This window comes from Acinetobacter sp. CY05, from assembly GCF_059515805.1.
Genome location: NZ_JCAKMW010000007.1, coordinates 40,551 through 64,112, shown reverse-complemented (window position 1 = coordinate 64,112; position 23,562 = coordinate 40,551). Strand labels below are relative to the sequence as shown.

Here is a 23,562-nt window from a genome sequence, read left to right as displayed (position 1 = left end):
CTACTATTCCTTTAGTAAGAGACGTAAACATCAGTAAGTAACTGAGAGACTTCTGGGTACTTAGCTGCGCGTGCTTTTGCAACGGCATCGTCTACATTGGCTTTAGACTGGGCATCAATCGCATCCAGTTTGGCTTCGTCAATTTTATCCTTGACTTTTTCACGGAATATTTTCAATGGGTCTTTATGTTCTTTGACATAATCCAGTTCTTCTTTGGAACGAATAAGCCCCGGATCACCTTCAAAATGTCCATAAAAACGGTTGGTTACCGTTTCAATCACACTCGGACCTTCACCACAGCGGGCACGTTCAATGGCTTTTTGTGCAACTTCATACACAGCAAAAAAGTCTGTTCCATCTACTTTTTCGGCAGGTAAGCCAAAACCTGCCGCTCGGCCTGCAATGTCTTTACTGCCTACGGCATAGTCGTGTGCAGTGCCTTCACCAAAACCGTTGTTTTCAAAAACAAAAATGACAGGGAGCTTTAACACGACAGCCATATTAATGGCTTCAAAAGTTAAGCCCTGATTTGACCCGCCATCACCGGTAAAAGATAGACCAATCCCACCATTTTTCAGTGTTTTAGCACTTAAAGCTGCCCCAATAGCCAAAGGTGGACCACCACCCACAATACCGTTTGCACCGAGCATGCCTTTATCTAAGTCCGCAATGTGCATTGAGCCGCCTTTACCACGACACAAACCATCATCTTTGCCAAAAATTTCTAACATCATGGCATGAATGTCACAGCCCTTAGCAATACAATGTCCATGACCACGATGCGTTGATGTAATGAAGTCCTTGTCTGTTAAATTTTCACAGATCCCTACGGCAACAGCTTCCTCGCCGCTATATAAATGGATGAAACCGGGAATATCACCTGTATTATTTTCATCGTGAAGTCGATCCTCAAATTCACGAATGTCGCGCATTCTTTTGTATGCTGCTAGCAATTGCTCTTCCGTTAATTGCATATCTTTGTTCCTTATTAATTACGCTTAAAAGAAAATCCAAAAATTAATGGTTGAATTTTTAAACCGTATATTTATATAAATATATTTTTATTTAATTTCATATTAGACTAAAAAAATATAATGCATAAAAAGATGAGAAAAATATTAAAAACAGAAGGTTAAGAACTTAAAAAATTTTTTAAAATTTTACATTAGTTCAATCACATATGAAAACAAACCTTTAACCAACCTTTATTTTATATGATAAGTTTTTTGCACTGTTTTAATATTATTAAAGCACCTAAAAGAGCTTATTTAATATCGGGATCTATATTAATTATTTTAAACGATGGAGTGTTTGTAATGGATTTAAATAACACAGTATTAAACGATGGAGTGTTTGTAATGGATTTAAATAACACAGTATTAACTGGAAAGAAGCTACGTGGCGCTGAAAAAATGGCGCGTATTCCAATTAAAGTTGTTCCAACGGAAACGACACCGAAAAAGCCAGAATGGATTCGGACTAAAATTAGTCAACCTGATGAAGTTCAAATCATTAAGGATTTATTACGACAACAGAAACTACATACGGTTTGTGAAGAAGCGGCCTGCCCCAATTTGCCACAATGCTTTAGCGGAGGGACTGCAACGTTTATGATCATGGGAGATATTTGTACTCGCCGCTGTCCATTCTGTGATGTCGCACATGGTCGTCCTAATATCCTAGATCCTAATGAGCCAAAGCATCTGGCTGAAACAGTCAAGAATCTAAACTTAAAGTATGTCGTGATTACTTCTGTTGATCGAGACGACTTAAAAGATGGTGGCGCACAGCATTTTGCAGATTGCATTCGAGAAATTCGTCAAACCAGTCCAGAAACTCTTATAGAAATTTTGGTTCCTGATTTTCGTGGTCGTGCAGATATTGCCCTGAAGATTCTGAGCCAAAACCCACCCGATGTTTTTAATCATAATATTGAAACCGTTCCACGTCTGTATAAAGCCATGCGACCAGGCGCTGACTATAAGCACTCATTGGATTTACTCAAAAAATTTAAACACTACTGTTCTGAAATTCCAACGAAATGTGGTTTGATGGTCGGTTTAGGAGAAGTCGAGGCTGAGGTTATTGTGTTATTAAATGATTTGAAAGATTATCAAGTGGACTATGTCACAATCGGTCAATACTTACAGCCATCTAAATCTCATGCGCCAATTCATCGTTTTGTTACGTTGCAAGAGTTTAAGCATTATCAAATACATGGGGAGCGCTTAGCGTTTAAAAATATTTGGAGTGCGCCATTAGTACGATCAAGTTATTTTGCAGACCGTCAGTATCATGGTGAAGCTGTGCCTAGCCCTTACATGAGCGAATGAATTTTCATCCTATTTACGTTTATTAACATTTCAGATGGAAATAGTCATTTTCAGCTCATAAGAACATTTTTAAAGTAACTCAAGGACTGGTAAAGCCAAAAGATATGATTTAACCAAGCAAAGATAAAAGCATTTAAAATTGAAGCAAGAAGAAATGACGTAAATGACTATAAATTTGGAAACTCATTTCTAAAATTTAAAAATATTACAGTCTCATCATAAAGGAATATGATATGAACCTGTTCAATACCGCATCTGCAAAAAATCTGCAAACAACCCATTTAATTAATCAACATACTGTGCATGCCGCCCCTGTTTTAGCCTTACCTCCAGAAGATAAAACGTCTTTATTTCGCCGCTCTATCCAACATAATTATGCTGACTTACTCAAAATAGCGGAAGATTCAGATATGGCGATTGGTCTTACAGATCATCACGGGACTCTCTTATGGACATGGAGTAGTTCTGCAATGCTTTCTTCTGCCGAACAGGTTCATTTTATTGAGGGTGGGCATTGGTCTACACAGGCTGTTGGGACCAATGCGATTGGTATGACGTTGAACAGCCAAATATCAAGTTGTGTCTATACTCATGAAAACCAAATGGACAGTGTTCGAGATTGGGTCTGTTATGCCGCGCCGATCTGGGATCCGACATCAGGGCAATTTCATGGCATTATTAACCTTTCCACAAAATATAAAAAACATACTCCTTTGGGGCTGCTTGCAGTTGAGCGCTGTGCGGATTTAATACAACGAGCCATAAAGTTTGAACAGCAAAATTTTTTATACATTAAGGCGCTAGGCTCGCCTTGGGTTCAATTTAATGGACATACCTTGAACTTGAGTCACCGTCAAATTGAAATACTTTGCATTTTAGCTTTGCATCCCCATGGCATTGGCTTAGAAGAGTTACACTATGCCCTTTATGGTGAGCGTAGTGTCAGCCTAAAAACCCTAAAGGCTGAGCTTTCACAACTTCGTAGCCTATTACCTCATTCAATTGAGGCTCGCATTTATAGGCTTAGCTGTGAAGTCCAATGTGATTTTTTACGTGCTGAACAATCATTAAATGCAAATCTTATTTCCAGTACATTCTCGCTATATAAAGGTAGCTTTCTCTCTAAATCAGAAAGCCCTTTACTCAGCACTTGGAGACATTGTTTTGATGCCCGTTTAAGCCAGTTGATCTATCAAATAAAGGATATCGATCAATTATTAAGAATTATTGGGCAAACACATGACCGAATTGATGCGGTACAGCGTTTATTAGAGTTATTACCACAGGACAGTATCCACCGTAATTATTTTTCAAATCTGATTTAGATTTGATCTGTTGCTTCAACTCTAAAGTTTTATTGTGAAGCAGATTGAAAAGGAAGTATGATTTTCATACTTCCTTTAATAAAATTTAAAATTGAGAACTAGGGCGTGTCATCAATTAAGTCAGATGATTGTTGAAGCCAAGTAGATCGCTGATAAGAAGTTTTGAGCCAATTTATCATAGCGTGTGGCAATAGCACGATACTGCTTGAGCTTTGCAAAAAAGTTCTCGATCAGATGTCTTGCCTTGTAGAGATGTCGATCATAATCACGCTGATCAATAGAATTACTTTTCGCTGGCATCACAACTTGACCCTTCGCCTCTAAAATTGGATCAATGACCCGATCACTAGAGTTGTAGGCTTTATCCATAAGCCAGATCTGGCTCAACGATAAGTCCAGCAACACATCTGAACCATTTAAGTCATGGACCTGCCCATCAGTGAGATAAAATCCTGTCGGGTTGCCTAAAGCATCAGTACGGGCATGAATTTTGGTGCTTAAGCCCCCTTTACTGCGTCCAATCGCCTGATTTTTTTCCCCCAGCGCTGTGTTGATGAGCACGTACAATGGTAGAGTCTAACATGGCATATTCATTATCACAGTCATGTGACAGTACTTCAAAGACTCTCTGCCACACACCTGTTTTAGCCCAACGACTAAAACGAGTATGCACGACTCTAAAATCACCAAAGCGTTCGGGTAAGTCTCGCCACGGGATACCTGAACGATACCGATACAATATAGCTTCAACAAATAGTCGGTTATCTTTGGCCGTCACTCCAACAATACCCATTCGTCCAGGTAACAGATCTTTAATCTGTTCCCACTGCTCATCTTTTAATGCATAGCGTTTAGTCATAAAAGTATAATGGGGACAAGGCGGTTTTCCTCAAGCTAATTGATGACACGCCCTAGATGTAAATAATGATGATTCGGTGAATCATGCAATAGAAAAAGTGATTCAGAATGAAGGTTGAATTGATGTTTTGATCAATAATGCAGGATTTGCCATTGCACCAGCTGGCGCTGAAGAAAGTTCGATGCAACAAGCTCAAGCTATTTTTGATACCAATTTTTTTGGTGTTGTCCGAATGACCCGTGCGGTACTTCCTGTGATGCGTGAACAGAAATCTGGACTTATTCTCAATATCAGTTCAATTTTAGGACTTTTACCAACACCTTTTGGTGCGCTTTATTCTGCTTCAAAACATGCGCTCGAAGGCTATTCCGAATCTTTAGATCATGAGTTAAGGTCTCAAGGCATTCGTGTTTCATTGATTGAACCTGCTTACACCAAAACATCATTAGGAATAAACTTACTTGAAGCAGATGCAAAAGTCTCAGCGTATGACCACATTCGTGAGAAGCTACATCAACAAATGATAAAATCAATTAATAAGTCAGATGATCCGCGTGTTGTTGCGAAGACCATTTTAACGGTCATGAACAGTCAAAACATCTTACCCCGCTATACCTCGGGCAAGGCAGCAAAACATTTAAAAAATTTGCGAAAATTTGCCCCAGTAAAGATCTTTGACACATTAATTCAACGCAGCTTGAAAGTTTAATGATGCTTATAAAACGTTAAAACAAAATTCAAAAAATAGAGGTCCTAATATGAAAGCAGCCTACATTAACCGCTACGGCAATATCAATGATGTACAACTGGATGAACAATCCAAACCAGTTCTAACAGAAAATGATGTTCTCATTAAAGTTCATGCCGCAAGTATTAACCCACTCGACTTAAGAGTTTTAGAAGGTGAATTTAAGGCAATTCTGCCCATTCAATTTCCTTTTATTTTAGGCAATGATTTTGCTGGTACAGTTGTTCAAGTTGGGGCAAATGTTACTCAATTCAAAGTCGGTGTTGAAGTGTATGCCAAGACAGATTCGAATGGTGCTTTTGCCGAATATACGGTCGTACAGCAATCTTCACTGGCGCTAAAACCTCAAAATATTTCTATGGAACTCGCGGCTTCTCTTCCCCTTGTTTCTTTGACTGCATGGCAAGCTTTGGTCGAAATTGCGAAAGTTCAAGCAGGACAAAAAGTACTGATTCATGCTGGTTCTGGCGGTGTTGGATCAATTGCTATTCAGCTTGCAAAATACTTAGGTGCAACTGTTGCAACAACCACAAGTGGAAAAAATATTCGCTGGGTCAAAGCATTAGGTGCAGACACGATCATTGACTACAAAACGACTGATTTTGAGCAAGTCCTTAAAGACTATGACGTAGTTTTAGATACGCAAGGTGGAAAAACTTTAGAGAAGTCTCTGAATATTCTTAAACGTGGTGGTCGTATTATCAGTATCTCAGGTCCACCTGATCGTGAGTTCGCAGAAACAATCAAAGCCAATTGGTTACTGAAATGTATTATCCCCCTTTTAAGTTGGTCAATCCGCAATAAAGCAAAAAAAAGAGGCATCACCTACTCATTTTTGTTTATGCAACCGAATGGTCAACAGTTATCTGAAATTTCAAAATTAGTCGAGTCGGGGAAAATAAATCCAATCGTTGATAAGACTTATGAATTCAGTGAGATTACAAATGCTTTCCAATATGTAAATACTGGACGAGCCAAAGGTAAAGTTGTCTTAAAAATTGCAGAATAAATTCAGGGAAAAGAGAAAAAAGGCATCTTTTGATGCCTTTTCCTCAATAAACGAGAGTAGGCCTCAATCGAATGAAAGAACTTATGGTTTTAAGCTTATTTTTAATAAAAATCTTAGGTTCATGAACCATCTTCTTTTAAGTAAATTAATTTATCCAAATAAACAATTGAAACTAAAATATAAATTTTAATAATTTATTATGAACTAGAACTCAGGTGAACATAAGTTAAATAGTGTTTATCTAAAAAGAAGCCCTTTCTTGTTCTTTTATAATATGAACATCATGGCATCACTACCACGCTACAGTGTTAGCATGATTTATCTATTCGGCAAGGAAAAATTTAATCAACTGTGGCTTTAGACCGTAAATACCTAACATTATTTATAAAGCTTGATTTGACGTATGTTATGCATCATTTACGTTGTGATGCTCTCATTTTTAAATATGTTCAGGTTATACTAATGGGCTCCCTACATATAGTTGCTCCATGATGAACACTCCTAATGACCCTTTACACGGCAAAAAGCTTGCTGACATCTTGGATGAATTATTAGATTACTACGGTGGTTTTGAAGGCTTAAGTCGTAAAATTGAAATTCGATGTTTTTGTATAGATCCAAGTGTTAAATCATCATTACGATTTTTGCGTACCACACCATGGGCACGTGAAAAAGTAGAAAGCCTATATTTGTATGTACTACGTCAAAAAGCCAAACAGAAATCTTAGTTATCCACATCTGAGCCTTAGCATACTAGATGACTGAGTTAATAAGTGAGTTGGCATACAAAATCAAAAGCCAGTCATCTTGTGTATATCTGGCAAAATTGATTATCTTTTCAAAAATAAATCCGTTTGTGTTAAGTCTTTACAAGAAAAGCGGATCATTTGTCAGGTGTAAAAGCCTTATTTAAGCTCTTGAGTGAGCTATCTAGCCTTGCTATTCAAGATTTAACTACTATAGATCATGAATTTTCAAGCTGCGTGCTTTAGCATTACGTGAATACCTGCGGCGTATTCTTGAAACTATACTACGTATATCGGATGTCCGGTCTGCGTCTGATGTGGCTCCCAAACATACGATTGCAACATAACGCCCATCAGGCAGCACAGCAATCTCGCCAAGATTGTAGCCATATCGTTTCAATGTACCTGTTTTACCTCCTAATATATCTTGATCGCCTTCTCTTAATGGCACGACACTGGAGGTGAGCTCCACACTACGTATTGTCCCCTGAGTTGTTATTATAGACATGGTGTATTTTGGCTTTGACCAGACTTCCATCAAAACATTGTAACGCGTGGCGTAGCAAAACATCTTTAACATGTCGAGGACGTTGGTTTTGGCTGCTGCTGAGCTGTCTACATCTAACCCAGATGAAGATGAAAATATAGTACTACTCATTCCAATGGCTTGGGCTTTGGTATTCAACATCTCCACCCATTTCGTATGGGCCTCGGTAGTGCTAAATGTTGTAATTCCTGCCTTTGTTAAAGCTTTTCCACCATAAATTCTTGCAATCATATTAGCTGTTACATTCGACGAGCTAAGCATTAAATTATGTAAAGCATCTTCAAGTGTAAGAGATTCACCCTCATTCAGTTTAGGTCCATTCCCTTTAGACGAGTCTTCCTGTGTCTTGGTAACTTTAGTCTGCAAATCGATCCCTAAATCTAAGAGCACGATTGTCGTCATTACTTTTGTTAAAGAGGCTGGCAAAGCAATATGATTTTTTTTATATAGATATAAAAGAAGGTCTTTGGAGAACACTCCATCTTTATCTACAATTATAGCACCCGCAGACTGACTAGATTTTAAATCAATACGACGTAAGTAACCTAGATCAAGATACTGGTCTCCTTGAGAGTCTTCCGAATGATGTGTGGTCTTAAGCACTTTGATAGCCTCCATTTTCTGCTTAGCTTGTTGTAATTTTCTTTAAAATAGCATGCTTTTAAACTCTTTTTTGGTACAAATTAGTGGTGAGTTTTGCAAGTATTTTGCTTTAAAGTAGGTCTCTTTGATTTATTGTGTATTTGAAATTTTCGAGCTCACTTAGCCAACATTATGAGAGCGCTGGTCATAAGTTTTTAAAGTTATAGAAGCAGCAATTGATGACCAACCTCATGCTCATATGGCGACTGATCATCTTTATTTCAGTCATTGCAAAATGAGCCACGGTCTAAGTCCAATTTTAAACATCATATGATTGAGCAACATCAGCTTAAGTATATAATGTCTTACGAGTACCTATTCATCCCTATTATGTCATCTTCTATTTGCAATTCTCCCAATATTCAGCTTGTTTCTACATTTTCTGAGCTGACTCAGACCCCATTTCAAGGGCAAACTAACGCCCTGTGTTGGTCAAGACAATTACACGGCGATTTTCAAGAAATTGTTAATAAGCTCGCCTTAGATGATGATATAACCGAAGTTTACATTGAAGATTTACAAGAACTTGAGCTGACATCACAAGGTGCGATCGCGCGTGATGTGATTATTGAGGACATGCAATTGCTGAGTCGGTACGGTGCACAGCCGAGTCTGAATTTAATTCGATGCTATGCGCGTGATGATGAATTTGATTTTATTGCGACGGATGTATATTCCTACCATGTTGATCGTTCACCCGTGGCAACCGATACCTTTTTATGTACCTATTTTGGAGCTGCGAGTGAGCTATTGCCCACTGATCAAGTGCAACAAAAAATCTTAATTCCAGAAATCCGTGAACAACTAAGCGCACTTTATGATGGCCCGGCGGCAGGTTTCGATGCGTTTTTAACGGAGTATTTTTTTGATTTACATTATCAACCTCAAGCACATGCACAGCCCGTCAACTTAGGTGTAGGTCATCTCTGGCGTCTTGCTGTAGATCATCCACAGCAGCAAGTTTTACCTTGTGTACACCGTGCTCCTATAGAAGACGGTCGTTATCGGTTGCTTTTGATTTGTTAAGGTCGATAAAAAACCGCGCTACTGCGGTTTTTTAATCTCATCTATGATGGATTAGACCACCAACTCAGACCAATCTCCAAAAGGATTAGGCCACGTTTTCCATGCATCTTGCCCTAAGGCCATCTCTTCATTACTGAGGAGACACTGATCTAATTTGGCGACGAGCTGTGCTTGATTCATTCGTATGCCAATTATGACAATTTCTTGTCGTGCATCGCCTGTTTCTGGATGCCAGTCTTGTTGAATGGCTTTAAGACTTAGTTCGTCCTCAGGCCATTGGTCGGAGGCTAACGCAGTCCACCAATAGCCTGCAACACTATGTCTGGCAATTGAGCCAGCTTGTGACCAGCTGCCTGCAAATTCAGGACACGCGGCTAACCAAAAGAAACCTTTGGAACGAATCACGCCTGGCCAGTCTTCTTGAATCAATTGATAAAAACGTTCTGGATGAAAAGGTCGACGTGCGCGGTATACAAAACTATGAATGCCATATTCTTGTGTCTCGGGCAACTGTTCACCACGTAATGTGCTCAGCCAACCCGGTGCTTGCGCGGCTTGATCAAAATCAAACAGTTGAGTATCTAAAATACGCGCTAAAGGCACTTGCCCAAAACTGGAAACTTCAATTTTTGCTGCTGGATTTAAAGCGTTTAAGATTGCGAAAAGTTCTTGACGCTGGTTATCATCAATCAAATCAATCTTATTTAAAATCATGATATTACAAAATTCAATTTGATCAATCAATAAATCTACAACATTGCGATCATCCTCTTCACCCAAAGATTCTCCACGTGTAGATAAACTGTCATAAGACCGATAGTCTTTAAGGAAGTTAAAGGCATCAATTACGGTCACCATCGTGTCTAAACGGGCAAAGTCACTTAAGCTGTGTCCATCTTCATCGGCAAAGCTAAAGGTTTCTGCCACCGGTAAGGGTTCTGAAATTCCTGTAGACTCAATCACCAATTGATCAAAACGCTGTTCTTGTGCCAAGCGTTTAATTTCCACCAGCAAATCTTCGCGTAAGGTGCAACAAATGCAACCGTTGCTCATCTCAACCAATGTCTCATCAGTCCGGGAAAGGCTAGCTCCCCCTTGACGCACCAAAGCGGCATCAATATTGACCTCCGACAGATCATTGACAATCACTGCGATTTTACGCCCTTCTCTGTTGTTTAAAATGTGATTGAGTAAGGTGGTTTTACCGGCACCTAAAAAGCCAGATAACACAGTCACAGGCAGTGGATGATGAGGCATATTGGTTCAGATCTCTTAACCCAAAAAAGTTTAATAATGTTATGTTATAACATATCAAAATAAAAGCGTACTTTGTTTGATTTATAGACAAATTATCCAAGTTTTCAAGACAATCGTCGTATGAAACACTGATTCAGTCTGTATGGCATGTTATAGGCTTACTGTCTTGCAAAACTTAAATCACAGCATGAACATCACGATCTTCTTGCTTGGGGCTAAAAGAAATTGGGGAATAACACGGCTGATGTCTACCATGTATGTTTCTTTGACAACATCTGGAAGCTACTAAAAGAATCAATATAGATCATGGTTGAATCAATGATTTTATTTTGTCCTTTCATATACTCACTGAAAAATGATCTATCTCTACGAAGAGATAGATCATAGAGGTATTAGTGGCGAATACAGATTTTGCCAAAATGCTGACCAGATTCTTGGTAACGGAAGGCTTTCGCCAAATCTTCAAGATTAAATACACAGTCGATGACAGGTTTCCATTCAAAGCTTTCTAGCGCCTGAATCATGTCTTGTTGATGGGTACGGCTGCCGACAATTAAACCTTTTAAGCTCAGTTGTTTCGCCATTAATTCAACCGTTGGAATCTCACCCGCATAGCCTGTTAAAATGCCAATTAAAGCAATATGACCGCCAATTTTACAGGCACGAATAGATTGCGCTAAAGTGCCAGGCCCACCTACTTCAACTACAATATCAGCGCCTTGGCCTTGGGTGAGTGCTAAAACTTGATCGCCCCAATTTGGAATTTCACGATAATTAATCACATGATCTGCGCCAAGCGCACGTAATTTTTCAGCTTTTTCTTCAGACGACGTAGTTGCAATGACTTTAGCCCCTAAAGATTTTGCCATTTGTAAGGCAAAAATTGACACACCACCTGTACCTAAGATCAATACTGTATCACCCGCTTGAAGTTGACCATCCACAACCAACGCGCGCCAAGCCGTTAAGCCTGCGGTGGTTAAGGTGGCTGCCTCTTCATGGCTATAATTTTTAGGGGCATGCGTAAATGCAGTTGCAGGTGCATTGACCATGTTACGTGCATAACCATCTATCCCATCACCGGGTACAGTTTTAAAATCGGACAAAGTGGCAGGGCCGCTTTGCCAAGTCGGAAAGAAACAGGACACCACATGATCCCCCACTGCAAATTCAGTCACGTCCGCACCAACGGCTGTAACCACCCCTGCACCGTCAGACATTAAAATACGTCCATCTTCAGTCGGGAAGTCGCCACGTGCAACCACCAAATCATGGAAATTTAATGAATTGGCATGAATTCTCACTTGAATTTCGCCATTGTTTGGTGCAGAAATTTCAGGTAGTGCAACGGCTTGTAGCTGATCAAAACCTGCAGGATGTTGAACAATAATCGCTTGCATAAAACTTATCTCTTGATGGGTAATATTTTTCTTGTCATAACGCTGATGGCTAGACATCGCCTGATCTTGAATGAAAGCTATTGTAAGCTGACAAGGATTTGACATTATTGTAGCAGCAGATGAGTGCTTGAAGATTTGACTGTAGTGTAGAAAACGATAACAACAAGCAGCTCATCCTAGTTATTTATCTTCTTGGCATATGCTTATGCATCATAAACCATGATGATAAGAGAGCAATCAAACTAATTTGACTCACCGAAGGAATAGTGAGATGAGATGTGCTATGCCCTGCTGCTAATAAAATGCTTTTATGTATTGTAAGGCCATCAAAGCTGGGTGTGATATCGCCATCACTGACCATTCATGCTTTTTGGTTTATCACAATATCGTTTAGCACCTGCTCGATTTGGACAGTTATCAAAAGCAGCTTTACAATATTTGTGCCCAATACTATGGAGCTATTTACGCTTGCCAGTGCTTTATGCGTGATTTTATTTATTAGTATTTGGGCATTGATTATGTGTTGTTATTTACGCTATTACAAAACGCAACCTCACTTGCATCAAGCATCTAAATTTAAAATGCCAAAGCATTGGTTATTTTGGCTTTTACCGACCTGCTCAAGCTAAAGCTCGACATAAGTCAGTCTAGTGTTTTGATCTATGCAACGAGGTGAATCAATGATTCACCTTTTTTAACAGATGAACAACACGATGTATCATTATGGTGCAATTAATTTTTGCTACTGTTGTTTTCAGTGCGGTCACACAAGGAATAACGGCTGCACATTGCTTCAATTACGATTATTTTATTCTGGAACTTAAAATCAAGGATGGCATCGTAATTGCATAATAAAAAAATCGTTACAGGAGAGAAATCTTCAATGATTCGCCGAAGGTGCAACATCCCGGAAACTCTCAGGCAAAAGGACTGTAACGCATAATAAAAAATCTGGAGAGTGCATCAGCACACCGAAGGAGGAAGGGGCAATCCCGAAACTCTCAGGTCCAAGGACAGATGGGATATCACCTAAATTAGTGAGGACGATATGACCCATCATATTGCTATTATTGGTGCAGGGATCACGGGTGTGACCACTGCATATGAACTTGTCAAGCAAGGCTTTGATGTCACTGTTTTTGAAAAAAACCTCTACCCCGCAATGGAAACTTCCTTTGCCAACGGCGGTCAATTGTCTGCCTGTAATGCAGAGGTGTGGAATCAGAAATCCACCATCGCTAAAGGCTTAAAGTGGATGTCGCAAAAAGACGCGCCATTGCTGCTCAATCCTTCTTTTAATCTGCATAAATACACATGGTTAGTGTCATTTTTAAATAACATTAAACATTATGAAAACAATACCATTGCCACAGTACGCCTTGCCTTAGAGGCGCGTCAGCATATGTTTCGCATTGCTGATGAAGAAGGCTTTGATTTTAATTTAGAAAAAAAAGGGATTTTGCATTTTTATCATAATCAATATGAATTTGAGGTGGCTAAAAAAGTCAATCAGTTGCTGCAAAAAGGTGGCTTAGAGCGCCATGCAGTCACACCTGATGAAATTAAGGCCATTGAGCCCACCTTAACCGGTCAATATTACGCTGGTTTTTATACACCAGATGATGCGACGGGTGATATTCATAAATTTACCCGCGGCCTAGCCGCAGCATGTGAAAAATATGGGGTGAAGTTCTGTTTAGGAGCCAATGTGTTAAATATTAGCCCGCATCTTGATCGGGTTGATATTCTCTACAGCCAACAAGATGCCCAACAGCAACAGACATTTGATGGTGTAGTGATTTGTGGTGGTGTCAATAGTTACCATTTAGGCGAACAACTGGGCGACAAAATTCATATTTATCCAGTCAAAGGCTACTCAATTACGGTCAATTTACAAGATGAACAGAGTGTTAACAATGCGCCTTGGGTGAGTCTATTAGATGAAAGTGCAAAAATTGTCACTTCACGTTTGGGCAAAGATCGCTTCCGTGTTGCTGGGACGGCAGAGTTTAATGGCTATAACAAGGATATCCGCCATGACCGTATTCAGCCTTTGGTCGATTGGGTCAATAAGAACTTCGATATTGCCACAGATAATGTGATCTCATGGGCGGGCTTACGTCCAATGATGCCGGACATGATGCCACGTGTACAACGCAGTTGCCAATCACGGGTCTTTTATAATACAGGGCATGGCCATTTGGGGTTTACCCTATCTGCTGCCACAGCAGTTTTGATACGCCATGAAATTCAAACTGTATTGGCTGCTGCTTAATCCGTATCTACGGAGGCTAAAATCATGTCAAATTTTGTCTCTGAATTACGGCAAAAAAATAAAAAACGCGGTTGGCAGTTATTTGCCCTCGTCTGTGTCTTACAACTGATCACGGTACTGGTTGCTTTAAGTATGCAATCCATCTAAGACCTGCCTACTGCACAAAAGTATATCACTCACGGCGCAGCGATTTAGATCGTCGTGTGTATAAAAAATAGGATAGACAACATGAAATTATTTACTGAACACGGTCACTTAGCGATTGCCAAAGAACTTTACGACTTTATTGAAAACGAAGCTTTAATCGGCACTGGGATTGACAGTCAAACCTATTGGCAAAATTTTGAAACAATTGCCCTGGAATTTACCCAAAAGAATAAAGATCTGTTGGCCAAACGCGATGCGCTACAAAGTCAAATTGATACATGGCATCGCAACAATACTTTCGAATTAAATGCTTATAAAGCTTTCTTAACAGACATTGGCTATTTACTGCCAGAGGTTGAGGACTTCCAAGTCACGACCACCAATGTAGATGAAGAGATCGCTACGCTTGCCGGTCCACAGCTGGTTGTTCCTGTACGTAACGCGCGTTATAGCTTAAATGCCGCCAATGCACGTTGGGGGTCACTTTATGATGCACTCTATGGCACAGACATGATTGCAGAAACGGATGGCTGTGAAAAAACTGCACGCTATAATCCGCTACGTGGTGAAAAGGTCATTGCTTTTGCCAAAGATTTCTTAGATCAGACCTTCCCACTACAAAATGCGAGTTATCATCAAGCTACACAATGGTCAATCCAAAATGGCGCCCTATCGATAACCTTACAAGATGGCACAACCACAGGCTTAAAAGATCCAAGTCAATGTGTAGGATTAAACGGTGACTCAAATGCACCATCTGAAATTATTTTCAAGAATAATGGCTTACATATCATCGTTCAATTTGATGACCAACATCCTATTGGTCAGCAAGACCTAGCTGGTATTAAAGATATTTTAGTTGAAGCAGCTGTCACTACCATTCAGGATTTAGAAGATTCTGTGTCTGCGGTAGATGCTGAGGATAAAGTTGAAGCTTACCGTAACTGGTTGGGTCTCATGCGCGGTACTTTACAAGAGACACTGGAAAAAAATGGTAAAACCATTACACGCCAGCTCAATCAAGATCATAGCTATCAAGATTTATCCGGCACTCAGCACGTATTAAAAGGACGTTCATTGATGCTGCTACGTAATGTTGGACACCTGATGACCAATCCCGCGATTTTAATTAATGGTGAGGAAATCTTTGAAGGCATTATGGATGCATTGATTACACCTTTACTCAGTTTAACGGACCTACGTGGTGAAAACCCTTTCACCAACTCGCGTACGGGTTCGATGTATATTGTGAAGCCCAAAATGCACGGCCCAGAAGAAGTGGCCTTTACGGTGGCGTTGTTTGGTCGGGTTGAACAAGCACTCAATCTTCCTGCAAAAACACTGAAAATTGGTATTATGGATGAAGAGCGTCGTACCTCGGTTAACTTAAAAAATTGTATTGCTGAAGCCAAAGATCGCGTGATTTTTATCAATACTGGTTTTATGGACCGTACTGGGGATGAAATTCATACTCTCATGCATGCAGGTGCATTTTTACCTAAAGCACAAATTAAAAACCAAGCATGGTTTGATGCCTATGAAAATCGCAATGTCATGATTGGCTTACAAGTAGGTCTACAAGGTAAAGCCCAAATTGGTAAAGGCATGTGGGCCAAAACCGATTTGCTTAAAGCTATGTATGACTCTAAAGCTGAACATCCACACGCTGGTGCAAGTTGTGCTTGGGTGCCCTCACCAACAGGTGCTGTGTTGCATGCGCTACATTATCATCAAGTGAATGTAAGCCAACGCCAGCAACAACTCAAACATGAGCCTATTCTTAGCTTAGATGACTTACTTAGCCCTGCACTGGCCCTAGATTATAATTGGAGTGCTGAAGAAAAACGCCGTGAAATTGAAAACAACTGCCAAGGGATTCTAGGTTATGTGGTGCGTTGGGTGGATTTAGGTGTTGGATGCTCGAAAGTACCTGATATTGATGATGTTGGTTTGATGGAAGATCGTGCCACTTTACGTATTTCATCACAGCATCTTGCCAATTGGCTCTGTCACGGCGTGGTTACACAAGCCGAAGTTGCAGCAGCTTTACAACGGATGGCGAAAATTGTTGATCAACAAAATGCCGATGATCCTGAGTATCGTGCGATGTCAGATGATTTTGAACACAGCATCGCATTTCAGGCAGCGTCGGATCTAATTTTCAAAGGTCAATTGCAACCTTCTGGTTACACCGAACCGCTTTTGCATGAAGCACGTTTAAAAGTGAAAAAACACGCGTAAGGTTCAGTCATAAAAAAGCCTCAATTCGTTGAGGCTTTTTTATTTGTGGTTTTTTACTGTGCTGTATAGCCACCATCCATGACTACTGCTTGACCGGTGATCCCACCTGCTTTATCGCTAGCCAAAAAAATGGCATAGTCGGCAATCTCTGCCACACTAAGTAAGCGTTTTTGTGGCACCATGGCCAAAATGACATCTTCTAAAGCACTGCTTTCACTCACTTGGCGCGTTTTGGCTAAATCCGTAATTTGTCCACGTACCAATGGCGTATCTACATAGCCTGGGCATAAAGCATTGACCGTAATGCCCTCGCGTGCACATTCGAGTGCGGCCACTTTGGTCAGTCCAATGACGCCATGTTTCGCGCTGTTATAGCCAGCTTTTCCCGCAAAGCCAATCAGTCCATTGATCGAAGCCATATTAATAATACGGCCAAATTTTTGACGTTTCATGATGGGTAAGGCATGTTTAATCCCAATAAATGAACCCACTAACATCACATTGATAAGTTTTTGAAAGGTTTCTGTAGGGAAGTCTTCAATCGCAGCCACATGCTGAAAGCCGGCATTATTAATTAAAATGTCCAGACGGCCGAAATGACGCTCAGTGAGTTGAATCGCAGCTTGATAGTCGGTCTCATTGCTGACATCGCAAGGTGCAGATAAGACATCAAAGCCTTGTTGTTGTAGGATTTGGGTTGCCTGTTGGCATTTTTCTTGATTTAAATCGGAAATCACGACTTTGGCACCGGCTTGCGCAAATTTCTGCGCAATTTCTAAACCAATACCACTAGCAGAACCGCTAATAAATGCAACTTTGTCTTGTAATAAGTGTTCCATACTCATTCTCTTTATTTAAATAATACCAAACCATGTAAATGCAGCAATCGCGACAAATACAGCCAGTGTTTTAATGATAGTAATCGCAAAAATATCTTTATAAGATTGCTTATGTGTGAGTCCTGTGACTGCAAGTAAAGTAATCACAGCACCATTATGCGGTAAAGTGTCCATCCCTCCAGATGCCATCGCCACGATACGATGCATTACTTCAGGGGGAATGCCCATAGCCGTAATAGCCGTATTATATTGATCTGCCATAGCGCTTAAAGCAATACTCATCCCCCCAGATGCAGAGCCTGTAACACCTGCTAATACAGTCGTAGTCACAGCTCCATTCACGAGTGGATTTGTAAAGGTATTACCTAAGGCCTGACTGATAATAATAAATCCAGGTAAAGCTGCAATAATTGCTCCGAAGCCATATTCAGAAGCCGTATTCATTACTGCTAATAGCGCACCTGAGATACTGGTATTTACGCCTTCCTTAAAGGTGTCATATACACGGCGGAAATCAAATAATACTGCACTGATGATCCCAACGATTAAAGCTAAGCCTACTGCCCAAATAGCAGCACTTTTGGCAACATCGACACTATAGTTCATTAGACCTAAAGCACTAAAATCAAAGCCATTTGGATACCAATCTTGAATTGCTCCAGAGAGATATTTATTCATTACAGCCACTAAAATAAGAGGAACAAAAGCTAAGCATTGGCGTAAGACGGTTCCATTTTCTTTAGAACTTATCGTATTTAACTGCTGTAATTCTGTATCATTTAAGCCAAGACCATCGCTATATCCTTGTCCTTTTTTAGCGGCTACACGGCGACGCCATTCTAAATAACTGAGTCCCATACCCAGTACAAAAATAGCACCTAAAATCCCAAGTATCGGAGCAGCATAAATATTTGTGCCAAAGAACGTCGTTGGAATTACATTTTGGATTTGTGGAGTACCAGGTAAGGCATCCATAGTAAAGGTAAATGCACCTAAAGCAATCGTACCAGGCAATAAACGTTTTGGAATATTGGCTTGTTTAAATAGTTGATTAGCAAAAGGATAAACTGCAAAAACCACTACAAATAAACTGACACCGCTATAGGTTAAAATTGCACCTAAAAGTACCACAGTCAGCATGGCATTCTTAGAACCAATTAAATTGACGATTGTTTTTGCAATCGAAGCTGCAATGCCTGACATCTCAACCACTTTGCCAAAAATTGCACCGAGTAAAAAGACTAAAAAGTAATCTTTGATAAACCCCACCATCTTGGGCATAAATACCCCTGAATAAAATGGTAAGACGTTGGCTGGATTAATCAGCAATACCGCTAATAAGGCACAAATAGGTGCCATTAAAATTACGGAAAATCCACGATAGGCGGTATACATTAACAGCCCTAACGAAAGTAAAATAATGCCTAAATCCCACATAACTGTATGTTGTCCTTATCTTATTCATCCTGAAAACTGCTGATCTCGAGCGGTAAAGTTCCATTTACAGCCTGGTGAATAATGCAAGATCATGCAGCAGTTGGGCTTACTATAAGTCAGATTGATCAAGAGATTATTTGAAAATAGTGCTTGGCTAAGCAGGAAAACTCATGAATACTCAAGTGGTAGTTGATGAGTAGAAGTGGATGTTGAGCATAAATAAAATGCTAAAAGAGAGCGTATGACCTTTAAACAATTAAAAGCTTTTTTAGTTTTGGCACGTACTTTAAATTATGCTAATGCAGCGAATGAACTATGTCTTAGCCAATCGGCATTAAGTTTAAGTATTAAGACTTTAGAAGACGAGTTAGGTGGGAAGTTATTTAAACGTACAACGCGCCGTGTAGAAATGACTGCGGAAGGTCAGTCTTTAATTCCTTATGCTAAGAAATTATTGGCGCATTGGGAAGAGATGGAAAAGGATGTTAAACAACGATTTAAACTTAATCGTGGTACCTTAAACGTTGCATCTATGAGCTTTGTGACTCACTCTATGTTGCCTGCGGTAATTGATCGATTTTCGAAATTACATCCCAATATTAATTTTTCCATTCATGATATTACGCATGAAAAAATTATAGAAAAGGTACAAGAAGGTATTTTTGAAATTGGTATCTGTTTTCGGCCTGAGGCATATCATCAGTTGACCTTTCATCCATTATTTGACGAAGGTTTTATTGCTGTTGTACCCAAAAAGCATCCTTTAAGTCAGTGCTCATCGGTTGCCTGGCAAGACTTATGCAAAGAGCCTTTTGTTACTTTGCAACACCCTTCTATCGTACGCCAAATTATTGAAAATCAATGCCAAGTGCATGAAATTAAATTAAATGTGAAAGTTGAATGCCACCACATTAACTCTCTGTCTCATTTTACGTCTTATGGTTTAGGAGTCAGTGCTATTCCTCGACATTTTCAAAACTTTATAGACCTAGAACATAATTGTTTAATTGAAATCGCAGATCATGGTCCATTATTCCCTGTAGGAATTATCTATAAAACATCCCAAGATTTGTCTCATATTTCTGCTCATTTTGTAGAGACACTTCTTGCTCAAGATTTTTCTAAAAAAATTTATTAAGATTATGATTTTTATTCGGTTTGTTAAAATTTTTGGATAAAAATTATTTTCGGAATGACGCTATTCATGGGTTATTCCGTACCTCAGCATATAAAAATAAAATAACCCCTTTTATATACACAGATCACACTTGTGATCCAGATAACCCTCTCTGATATGCCATGATGTCTATGTGCTGTTGAATATTTAACTAGGTCATTCCAAAAAATCAAAGCTTAGCTTTTAAAAAGCTAAATTTCTTGCCTTAGCAATTCGGATTACTTTAAGAAGGTACTTAAATGGAGAATCAATATGTTAGAGCAAGAAAAAATAGCATTTCAACGTGATGGCGTTGTGGTGATTCGAGGCTTATTTAAGGATTGGTTAGCATTACTTGAACAAGGGGTTCAACAAAATGAACAGCAACCTGGACCATGGTTTAAAGATTATTCCCCTGAAAAAACACAAGGACAATTTTGGGCAGACTATTGTAATTGGCAGAGAATTCAACCCTTTAAAGATTTTATTGAGCAAAGTCCTGCGGCCTATATTGCCAAAACCATCATGGGGGCCAAACACGTCAGAATTTTTCATGAACATGTTCTGGTTAAAGCTGCTGGCTCGAATAAAGCTACGCCTTGGCATCATGATGCACCTTATTATCCAGTAGATGCACAACAAACATTAAGTCTTTGGATTCCACTTGATCCCGTAGAACGAGAGTCGGCCATTGAGTTTATTGCGGGATCTCATCAATGGGGGCAACACTTTCGTCCGCAGAGTTTTAATGGTGAATATTATGATCATGGTGCAGCGAAAGAGGTGATTTTACCTGATATTGACGCACAACGTGATGCCTATGATATTGTGGGTTGGGCTTTGGAGCCTGGTGATGCAATTGCTTTTGATTATCTGACTGTACATGGTGCACCGGGTAATTTGTCTAATACGCATGCGCGCCGTGCGGTATCTTTTCGTTGGCTAGGTGATCATGCAGTTTATGTAGATCGGGGCGGAAAAACATCGCCTCAATATCCGCATTTAATCGGGGTGCTTCGCACAGGTGATGCATTACCCGAAGATGAATTTCCGATTATGTCTGAATAAAAGAAAAAGTAAATGAGAAAGATCAATAGCTCAGTATTGATCTTTTTCTTTTGGGTCACTTCAGTTTTTTTGATCTAACACTTCTGCTTATATGATTTTCGCATTGTGTGTGTACGTTCTATAGTCAATTTATCCAAATCAATAACAGTGTTATGGCAACAGACACGGGAAAGACGTATGAAATTAGATCAAATCAAGGTAGATACCGTGGTCGTCGGTGCAGGTCAAGCTGGTGTAGCCATGAGTGAGCATCTGACACGCTTAGGTATTGGTCATGTTGTACTTGAAAAGCACCGTATTGCTGAAGCATGGCGTACACGGCGCTGGGATTCACTGGTCGCCAATGGCCCTTGTTGGCATGACTGCTTCCCCAATTTAGCCTTTGATGCGGATCCAGATAGTTTTGTCCATCATGATCAGGTGGCTGATTATTTTCAACAATATGCGGAAAAATTTCAACTGCCGATTTATACAGGTGTTACCGTTTATCAAGTCTATAAATCTGAAGGAGCGTTAGGTTTTACCATAGAAAGCTCCGAAGGTACGCTTTTTGCTCAGCATGTTGTGTCAGCCACAGGGGCTTTTCAGACAGCAGTGATTCCAAGTATTGCTCCTGCTCTGCCCGATTTTTACCAAATTCATTCTGACCAATATAAAAATCCGCAACAACTGCCTGAAGGTGCAGTACTGGTGATTGGCTCGGGCTCATCTGGTGTACAAATTGCCGATGAAATCAATCGCTCAGGTAAAAAAGTATATCTCTCCGTGGGACAGCATGAGCGTCCTCCACGTAGCTACCGTAATCGTGATAATGTGTGGTGGCTTGGCGTATTGGGCGGTTGGGATTTTATGCGTAAAGACACTGGCCCCTTAAAAGGTTTGGCTGTCAGTGGTGCACATGGCGGGATCAATATTGATTTTCGTCACTTGGCTCAGCAAGGTATTACCTTATTGGGGATGACGGACCGTTTTGATCAGCATAATGTGTACTTTAAATCTGATTTAGCTGACAACTTAAAACACGGCGATGCTGCTCTGATAGCATTTTATGATCAAGCCGATGCTTATGTCAGCAAAAATGGGCTGGACCTGCCAGAGGAGCCGAACGCACGTCAGCAATTACCTGATCCTGATTGTGTCACTAATCCACTACTCAGTTTAGATCTTAAGGCTGCAGGGATTACAAGTGTGATTTGGGCATCAGGTTTTCGTTATGACTTTAGCTGGTTACAAGTCAATGCCTTTGATGAAAACCAACAACCACAACATACCCGTGGCATATCGTCTGAGCGTGGTGTGTATTTCCTAGGCTTACCGTATTTAACAGGACGCGGTTCAAGCTTTATCTGGGGGGTATGGCACGATGCAAAACACATTGCAGAACATATTGATATTCAAAATAAATATCATCAATACAAAATCTCTGAAGACACCTCTAAATGTGCGTAATGTTCCATGTTTCAGCCCATCTTGCTCTGGGCTGATTTTTTTTAATTTGGAGTCACTATGAATACCATGCTAACCAACCCGATGACCACCAAAGCCGCTTGGCTCGGTCAGGTGCTTGCGACACAGTACGACTGGATTTATCATTTCACTGGGCATGAGTTAATGGTACTTGATTCAGCCCTTATGCAAATACACCATAAAAATTTACATGCCCCTCACTTTAATCGATCAGATGTGCTCATTGATGATGCCATGTTCTTAGATCGAATCGACAACATTCGTGAAGAACTTGAAAACGGTTATGGTTTTATCGTGATTCGAGGACTAGATGCGCAGCATTATACTGAAGCAGAGTTGGCCAACGTCTACTATATTTTGAGCCTATACTTAGGTGAACCTGTCACTCAAAATGCCCGTGGTGACTTAATTGGTTATGTAGAAAACGTCGGAGATTTGAACAATAAAATGACCCGTGTCTACGAAACCAATGCCAATCTGCCCTATCATGCCGACTTAAGCGATGTGGTTGGCTTACTTTCTGTGCGTAAAGCCAAACAGGGTGGCTTAAGCAGTTTAGTCAGTTCTGCGAGTGTCTATAACTATATTTTAAAGCATTATCCTCAATACCTCGCTTATTATTACCATCCGGCATGGTATGACCACTTAGGTGAGCTTGAACCCTCATTAACCCCAATTTTTAGCTATTTTGATGGGAAACTATCTTGTCGTTACTTACGTTACTATATTGAACTGGGGCATCAACGGAAAAATATCCCGCTGTCTCGCGTGCAACGCGATGCCTTAGATATTTTTGATCAGGTCAGTCAACTGCCTGAGCTTAAATTAGATATGATGTTAGAGCCGGGCGATCTACAATTTTGTAATAATTATGCTGTGATGCACTCACGTTCAGCCTTCGAAGATTTTGATGATATTCATCAACGTCGTAAATTGTTAAGAGTCTGGTTAAAAATGCCCAATGCACGGCGTCTCGCTGAAGATTTTCCTGGTCGAAATGGCATTCCAAAAGGGCTGGGTCAAGTGGCTTAAATAAAGCG

Annotated in this window: 19 protein-coding genes, 2 pseudogenes and 1 riboswitch; of the genes and pseudogenes, 14 read left to right on the top strand and 7 right to left on the bottom strand. The window is 40.1% G+C overall.

Features of this window, described 5'->3' with window-relative positions; translation table 11 throughout:
- Positions 1-11 precede the first annotated feature (11 nt).
- Positions 12-974, bottom strand: a complete 963-nt coding sequence (locus tag AC5YCD_RS07825) for a thiamine pyrophosphate-dependent dehydrogenase E1 component subunit alpha (RefSeq protein ID WP_078389307.1) — start codon at positions 972-974, stop codon at positions 12-14.
- Between the two features lie 384 nt (positions 975-1,358).
- Between AC5YCD_RS07825 and lipA the strand changes: the two genes are divergently transcribed.
- Both lipA and AC5YCD_RS07815 read left to right on the top strand, forming a co-directional pair.
- Positions 1,359-2,333: a lipoyl synthase gene (lipA, locus tag AC5YCD_RS07820; protein ID WP_496129538.1), complete on the top strand. Its 975-nt coding sequence runs from the start codon at positions 1,359-1,361 to the stop codon at positions 2,331-2,333.
- A 233-nt stretch (positions 2,334-2,566) separates the two neighbouring features.
- Positions 2,567-3,658, top strand: a complete 1,092-nt coding sequence (locus AC5YCD_RS07815; RefSeq protein ID WP_496129500.1) for a transcriptional regulator — start codon at positions 2,567-2,569, stop codon at positions 3,656-3,658.
- Between the two features lie 120 nt (positions 3,659-3,778).
- Here AC5YCD_RS07815 and AC5YCD_RS07810 read toward each other — a convergent pair.
- Positions 3,779-4,517 (bottom strand): IS5 family transposase gene (locus tag AC5YCD_RS07810; RefSeq protein ID WP_496129499.1). Its coding sequence is split into 2 segments (ribosomal slippage): positions 3,779-4,187 and positions 4,186-4,517, totalling 741 coding nucleotides; the frame shifts between segments, so codons are not numbered across the junction.
- Positions 4,518-4,569: 52 nt separating this feature from the next.
- Here AC5YCD_RS07810 and AC5YCD_RS07805 point away from each other — a divergent pair.
- The 3 genes and pseudogenes from AC5YCD_RS07805 to AC5YCD_RS07795 form a co-directional block, all read left to right on the top strand.
- A pseudogene (locus AC5YCD_RS07805) lies at positions 4,570-5,226 on the top strand (SDR family NAD(P)-dependent oxidoreductase); the annotation flags it as partial.
- A gap of 49 nt (positions 5,227-5,275) precedes the next feature.
- Positions 5,276-6,274: an NADP-dependent oxidoreductase gene (locus tag AC5YCD_RS07800; RefSeq protein ID WP_441367053.1), complete on the top strand. Its 999-nt coding sequence runs from the start codon at positions 5,276-5,278 to the stop codon at positions 6,272-6,274.
- Positions 6,275-6,765: 491 nt separating this feature from the next.
- Positions 6,766-7,002: a VF530 family protein gene (locus AC5YCD_RS07795; RefSeq protein ID WP_496129537.1), complete on the top strand. Its 237-nt coding sequence runs from the start codon at positions 6,766-6,768 to the stop codon at positions 7,000-7,002.
- 229 nt (positions 7,003-7,231) lie between these two features.
- On the opposite strand, the gene AC5YCD_RS07790 is transcribed toward AC5YCD_RS07795, so the two are convergent.
- The gene (locus AC5YCD_RS07790) at positions 7,232-8,185 is read right to left on the bottom strand and encodes a serine hydrolase (protein WP_496129498.1); all 954 of its coding nucleotides are present in this window, start codon (positions 8,183-8,185) and stop codon (positions 7,232-7,234) included.
- Between the two features lie 354 nt (positions 8,186-8,539).
- Here AC5YCD_RS07790 and AC5YCD_RS07785 point away from each other — a divergent pair, with 354 nt between their 5' ends.
- The gene (locus AC5YCD_RS07785; RefSeq protein ID WP_496129497.1) at positions 8,540-9,235 is read left to right on the top strand and encodes a DUF1826 domain-containing protein; all 696 of its coding nucleotides are present in this window, start codon (positions 8,540-8,542) and stop codon (positions 9,233-9,235) included.
- A gap of 51 nt (positions 9,236-9,286) precedes the next feature.
- Here the strand turns inward: AC5YCD_RS07785 and zigA are convergent, their stop codons facing one another.
- Together zigA and AC5YCD_RS07775 are read right to left on the bottom strand one after the other, a co-directional pair.
- The gene (zigA, locus tag AC5YCD_RS07780; protein WP_496129496.1) at positions 9,287-10,492 is read right to left on the bottom strand and encodes a zinc metallochaperone GTPase ZigA; all 1,206 of its coding nucleotides are present in this window, start codon (positions 10,490-10,492) and stop codon (positions 9,287-9,289) included.
- A 392-nt stretch (positions 10,493-10,884) separates the two neighbouring features.
- Entirely contained in the window at positions 10,885-11,949 is a 1,065-nt protein-coding gene (locus AC5YCD_RS07775; protein ID WP_496129495.1) for a zinc-dependent alcohol dehydrogenase family protein, read from the bottom strand.
- Between the two features lie 306 nt (positions 11,950-12,255).
- Between AC5YCD_RS07775 and AC5YCD_RS07770 the strand changes: the two are divergent.
- From AC5YCD_RS07770 to AC5YCD_RS07755, 4 genes and pseudogenes are all read left to right on the top strand, one after another.
- Positions 12,256-12,479 (top strand): annotated as a pseudogene (locus AC5YCD_RS07770) (amino acid transporter); the annotation flags it as partial.
- Positions 12,480-12,748: 269 nt separating this feature from the next.
- Positions 12,749-12,835, top strand: a riboswitch (glycine riboswitch).
- A gap of 105 nt (positions 12,836-12,940) precedes the next feature.
- Positions 12,941-14,167, top strand: coding sequence for a D-amino acid dehydrogenase (locus AC5YCD_RS07765; RefSeq protein WP_496129494.1), 1,227 nt, complete (start codon positions 12,941-12,943; stop codon positions 14,165-14,167).
- 24 nt (positions 14,168-14,191) lie between these two features.
- On the top strand, positions 14,192-14,314 hold the full coding sequence (locus tag AC5YCD_RS07760) for a hypothetical protein (protein ID WP_496129493.1): 123 nt from the start codon (positions 14,192-14,194) through the stop codon (positions 14,312-14,314).
- An 81-nt stretch (positions 14,315-14,395) separates the two neighbouring features.
- On the top strand, positions 14,396-16,555 hold the full coding sequence (locus AC5YCD_RS07755) for a malate synthase G (RefSeq protein WP_496129492.1): 2,160 nt from the start codon (positions 14,396-14,398) through the stop codon (positions 16,553-16,555).
- 53 nt (positions 16,556-16,608) lie between these two features.
- On the opposite strand, the gene AC5YCD_RS07750 is transcribed toward AC5YCD_RS07755, so the two are convergent.
- Together AC5YCD_RS07750 and AC5YCD_RS07745 are read right to left on the bottom strand one after the other, a co-directional pair.
- Positions 16,609-17,394, bottom strand: coding sequence for a 3-hydroxybutyrate dehydrogenase (locus tag AC5YCD_RS07750; RefSeq protein WP_496129491.1), 786 nt, complete (start codon positions 17,392-17,394; stop codon positions 16,609-16,611).
- Positions 17,395-17,409: 15 nt separating this feature from the next.
- A complete protein-coding gene (locus tag AC5YCD_RS07745) occupies positions 17,410-18,831 on the bottom strand; it encodes a GntP family permease (RefSeq protein WP_496129490.1) in 1,422 nt (473 codons plus the stop codon).
- A gap of 241 nt (positions 18,832-19,072) precedes the next feature.
- On the opposite strand from AC5YCD_RS07745, the gene AC5YCD_RS07740 reads away from it, so the two are divergent.
- The 4 genes from AC5YCD_RS07740 (at position 19,073) to AC5YCD_RS07725 (ending at position 23,554) form a co-directional block, all read left to right on the top strand.
- Entirely contained in the window at positions 19,073-19,969 is an 897-nt protein-coding gene (locus AC5YCD_RS07740) for a LysR family transcriptional regulator (RefSeq protein ID WP_496129489.1), read from the top strand.
- Positions 19,970-20,260: 291 nt separating this feature from the next.
- A complete protein-coding gene (locus tag AC5YCD_RS07735; RefSeq protein WP_496129488.1) occupies positions 20,261-21,055 on the top strand; it encodes a phytanoyl-CoA dioxygenase family protein in 795 nt (264 codons plus the stop codon).
- A gap of 177 nt (positions 21,056-21,232) precedes the next feature.
- Entirely contained in the window at positions 21,233-22,504 is a 1,272-nt protein-coding gene (locus AC5YCD_RS07730) for a flavin-containing monooxygenase (protein ID WP_496129487.1), read from the top strand.
- Positions 22,505-22,561: 57 nt separating this feature from the next.
- Positions 22,562-23,554: a TauD/TfdA family dioxygenase gene (locus AC5YCD_RS07725; protein ID WP_496129486.1), complete on the top strand. Its 993-nt coding sequence runs from the start codon at positions 22,562-22,564 to the stop codon at positions 23,552-23,554.
- Positions 23,555-23,562: the final 8 nt, after the last annotated feature.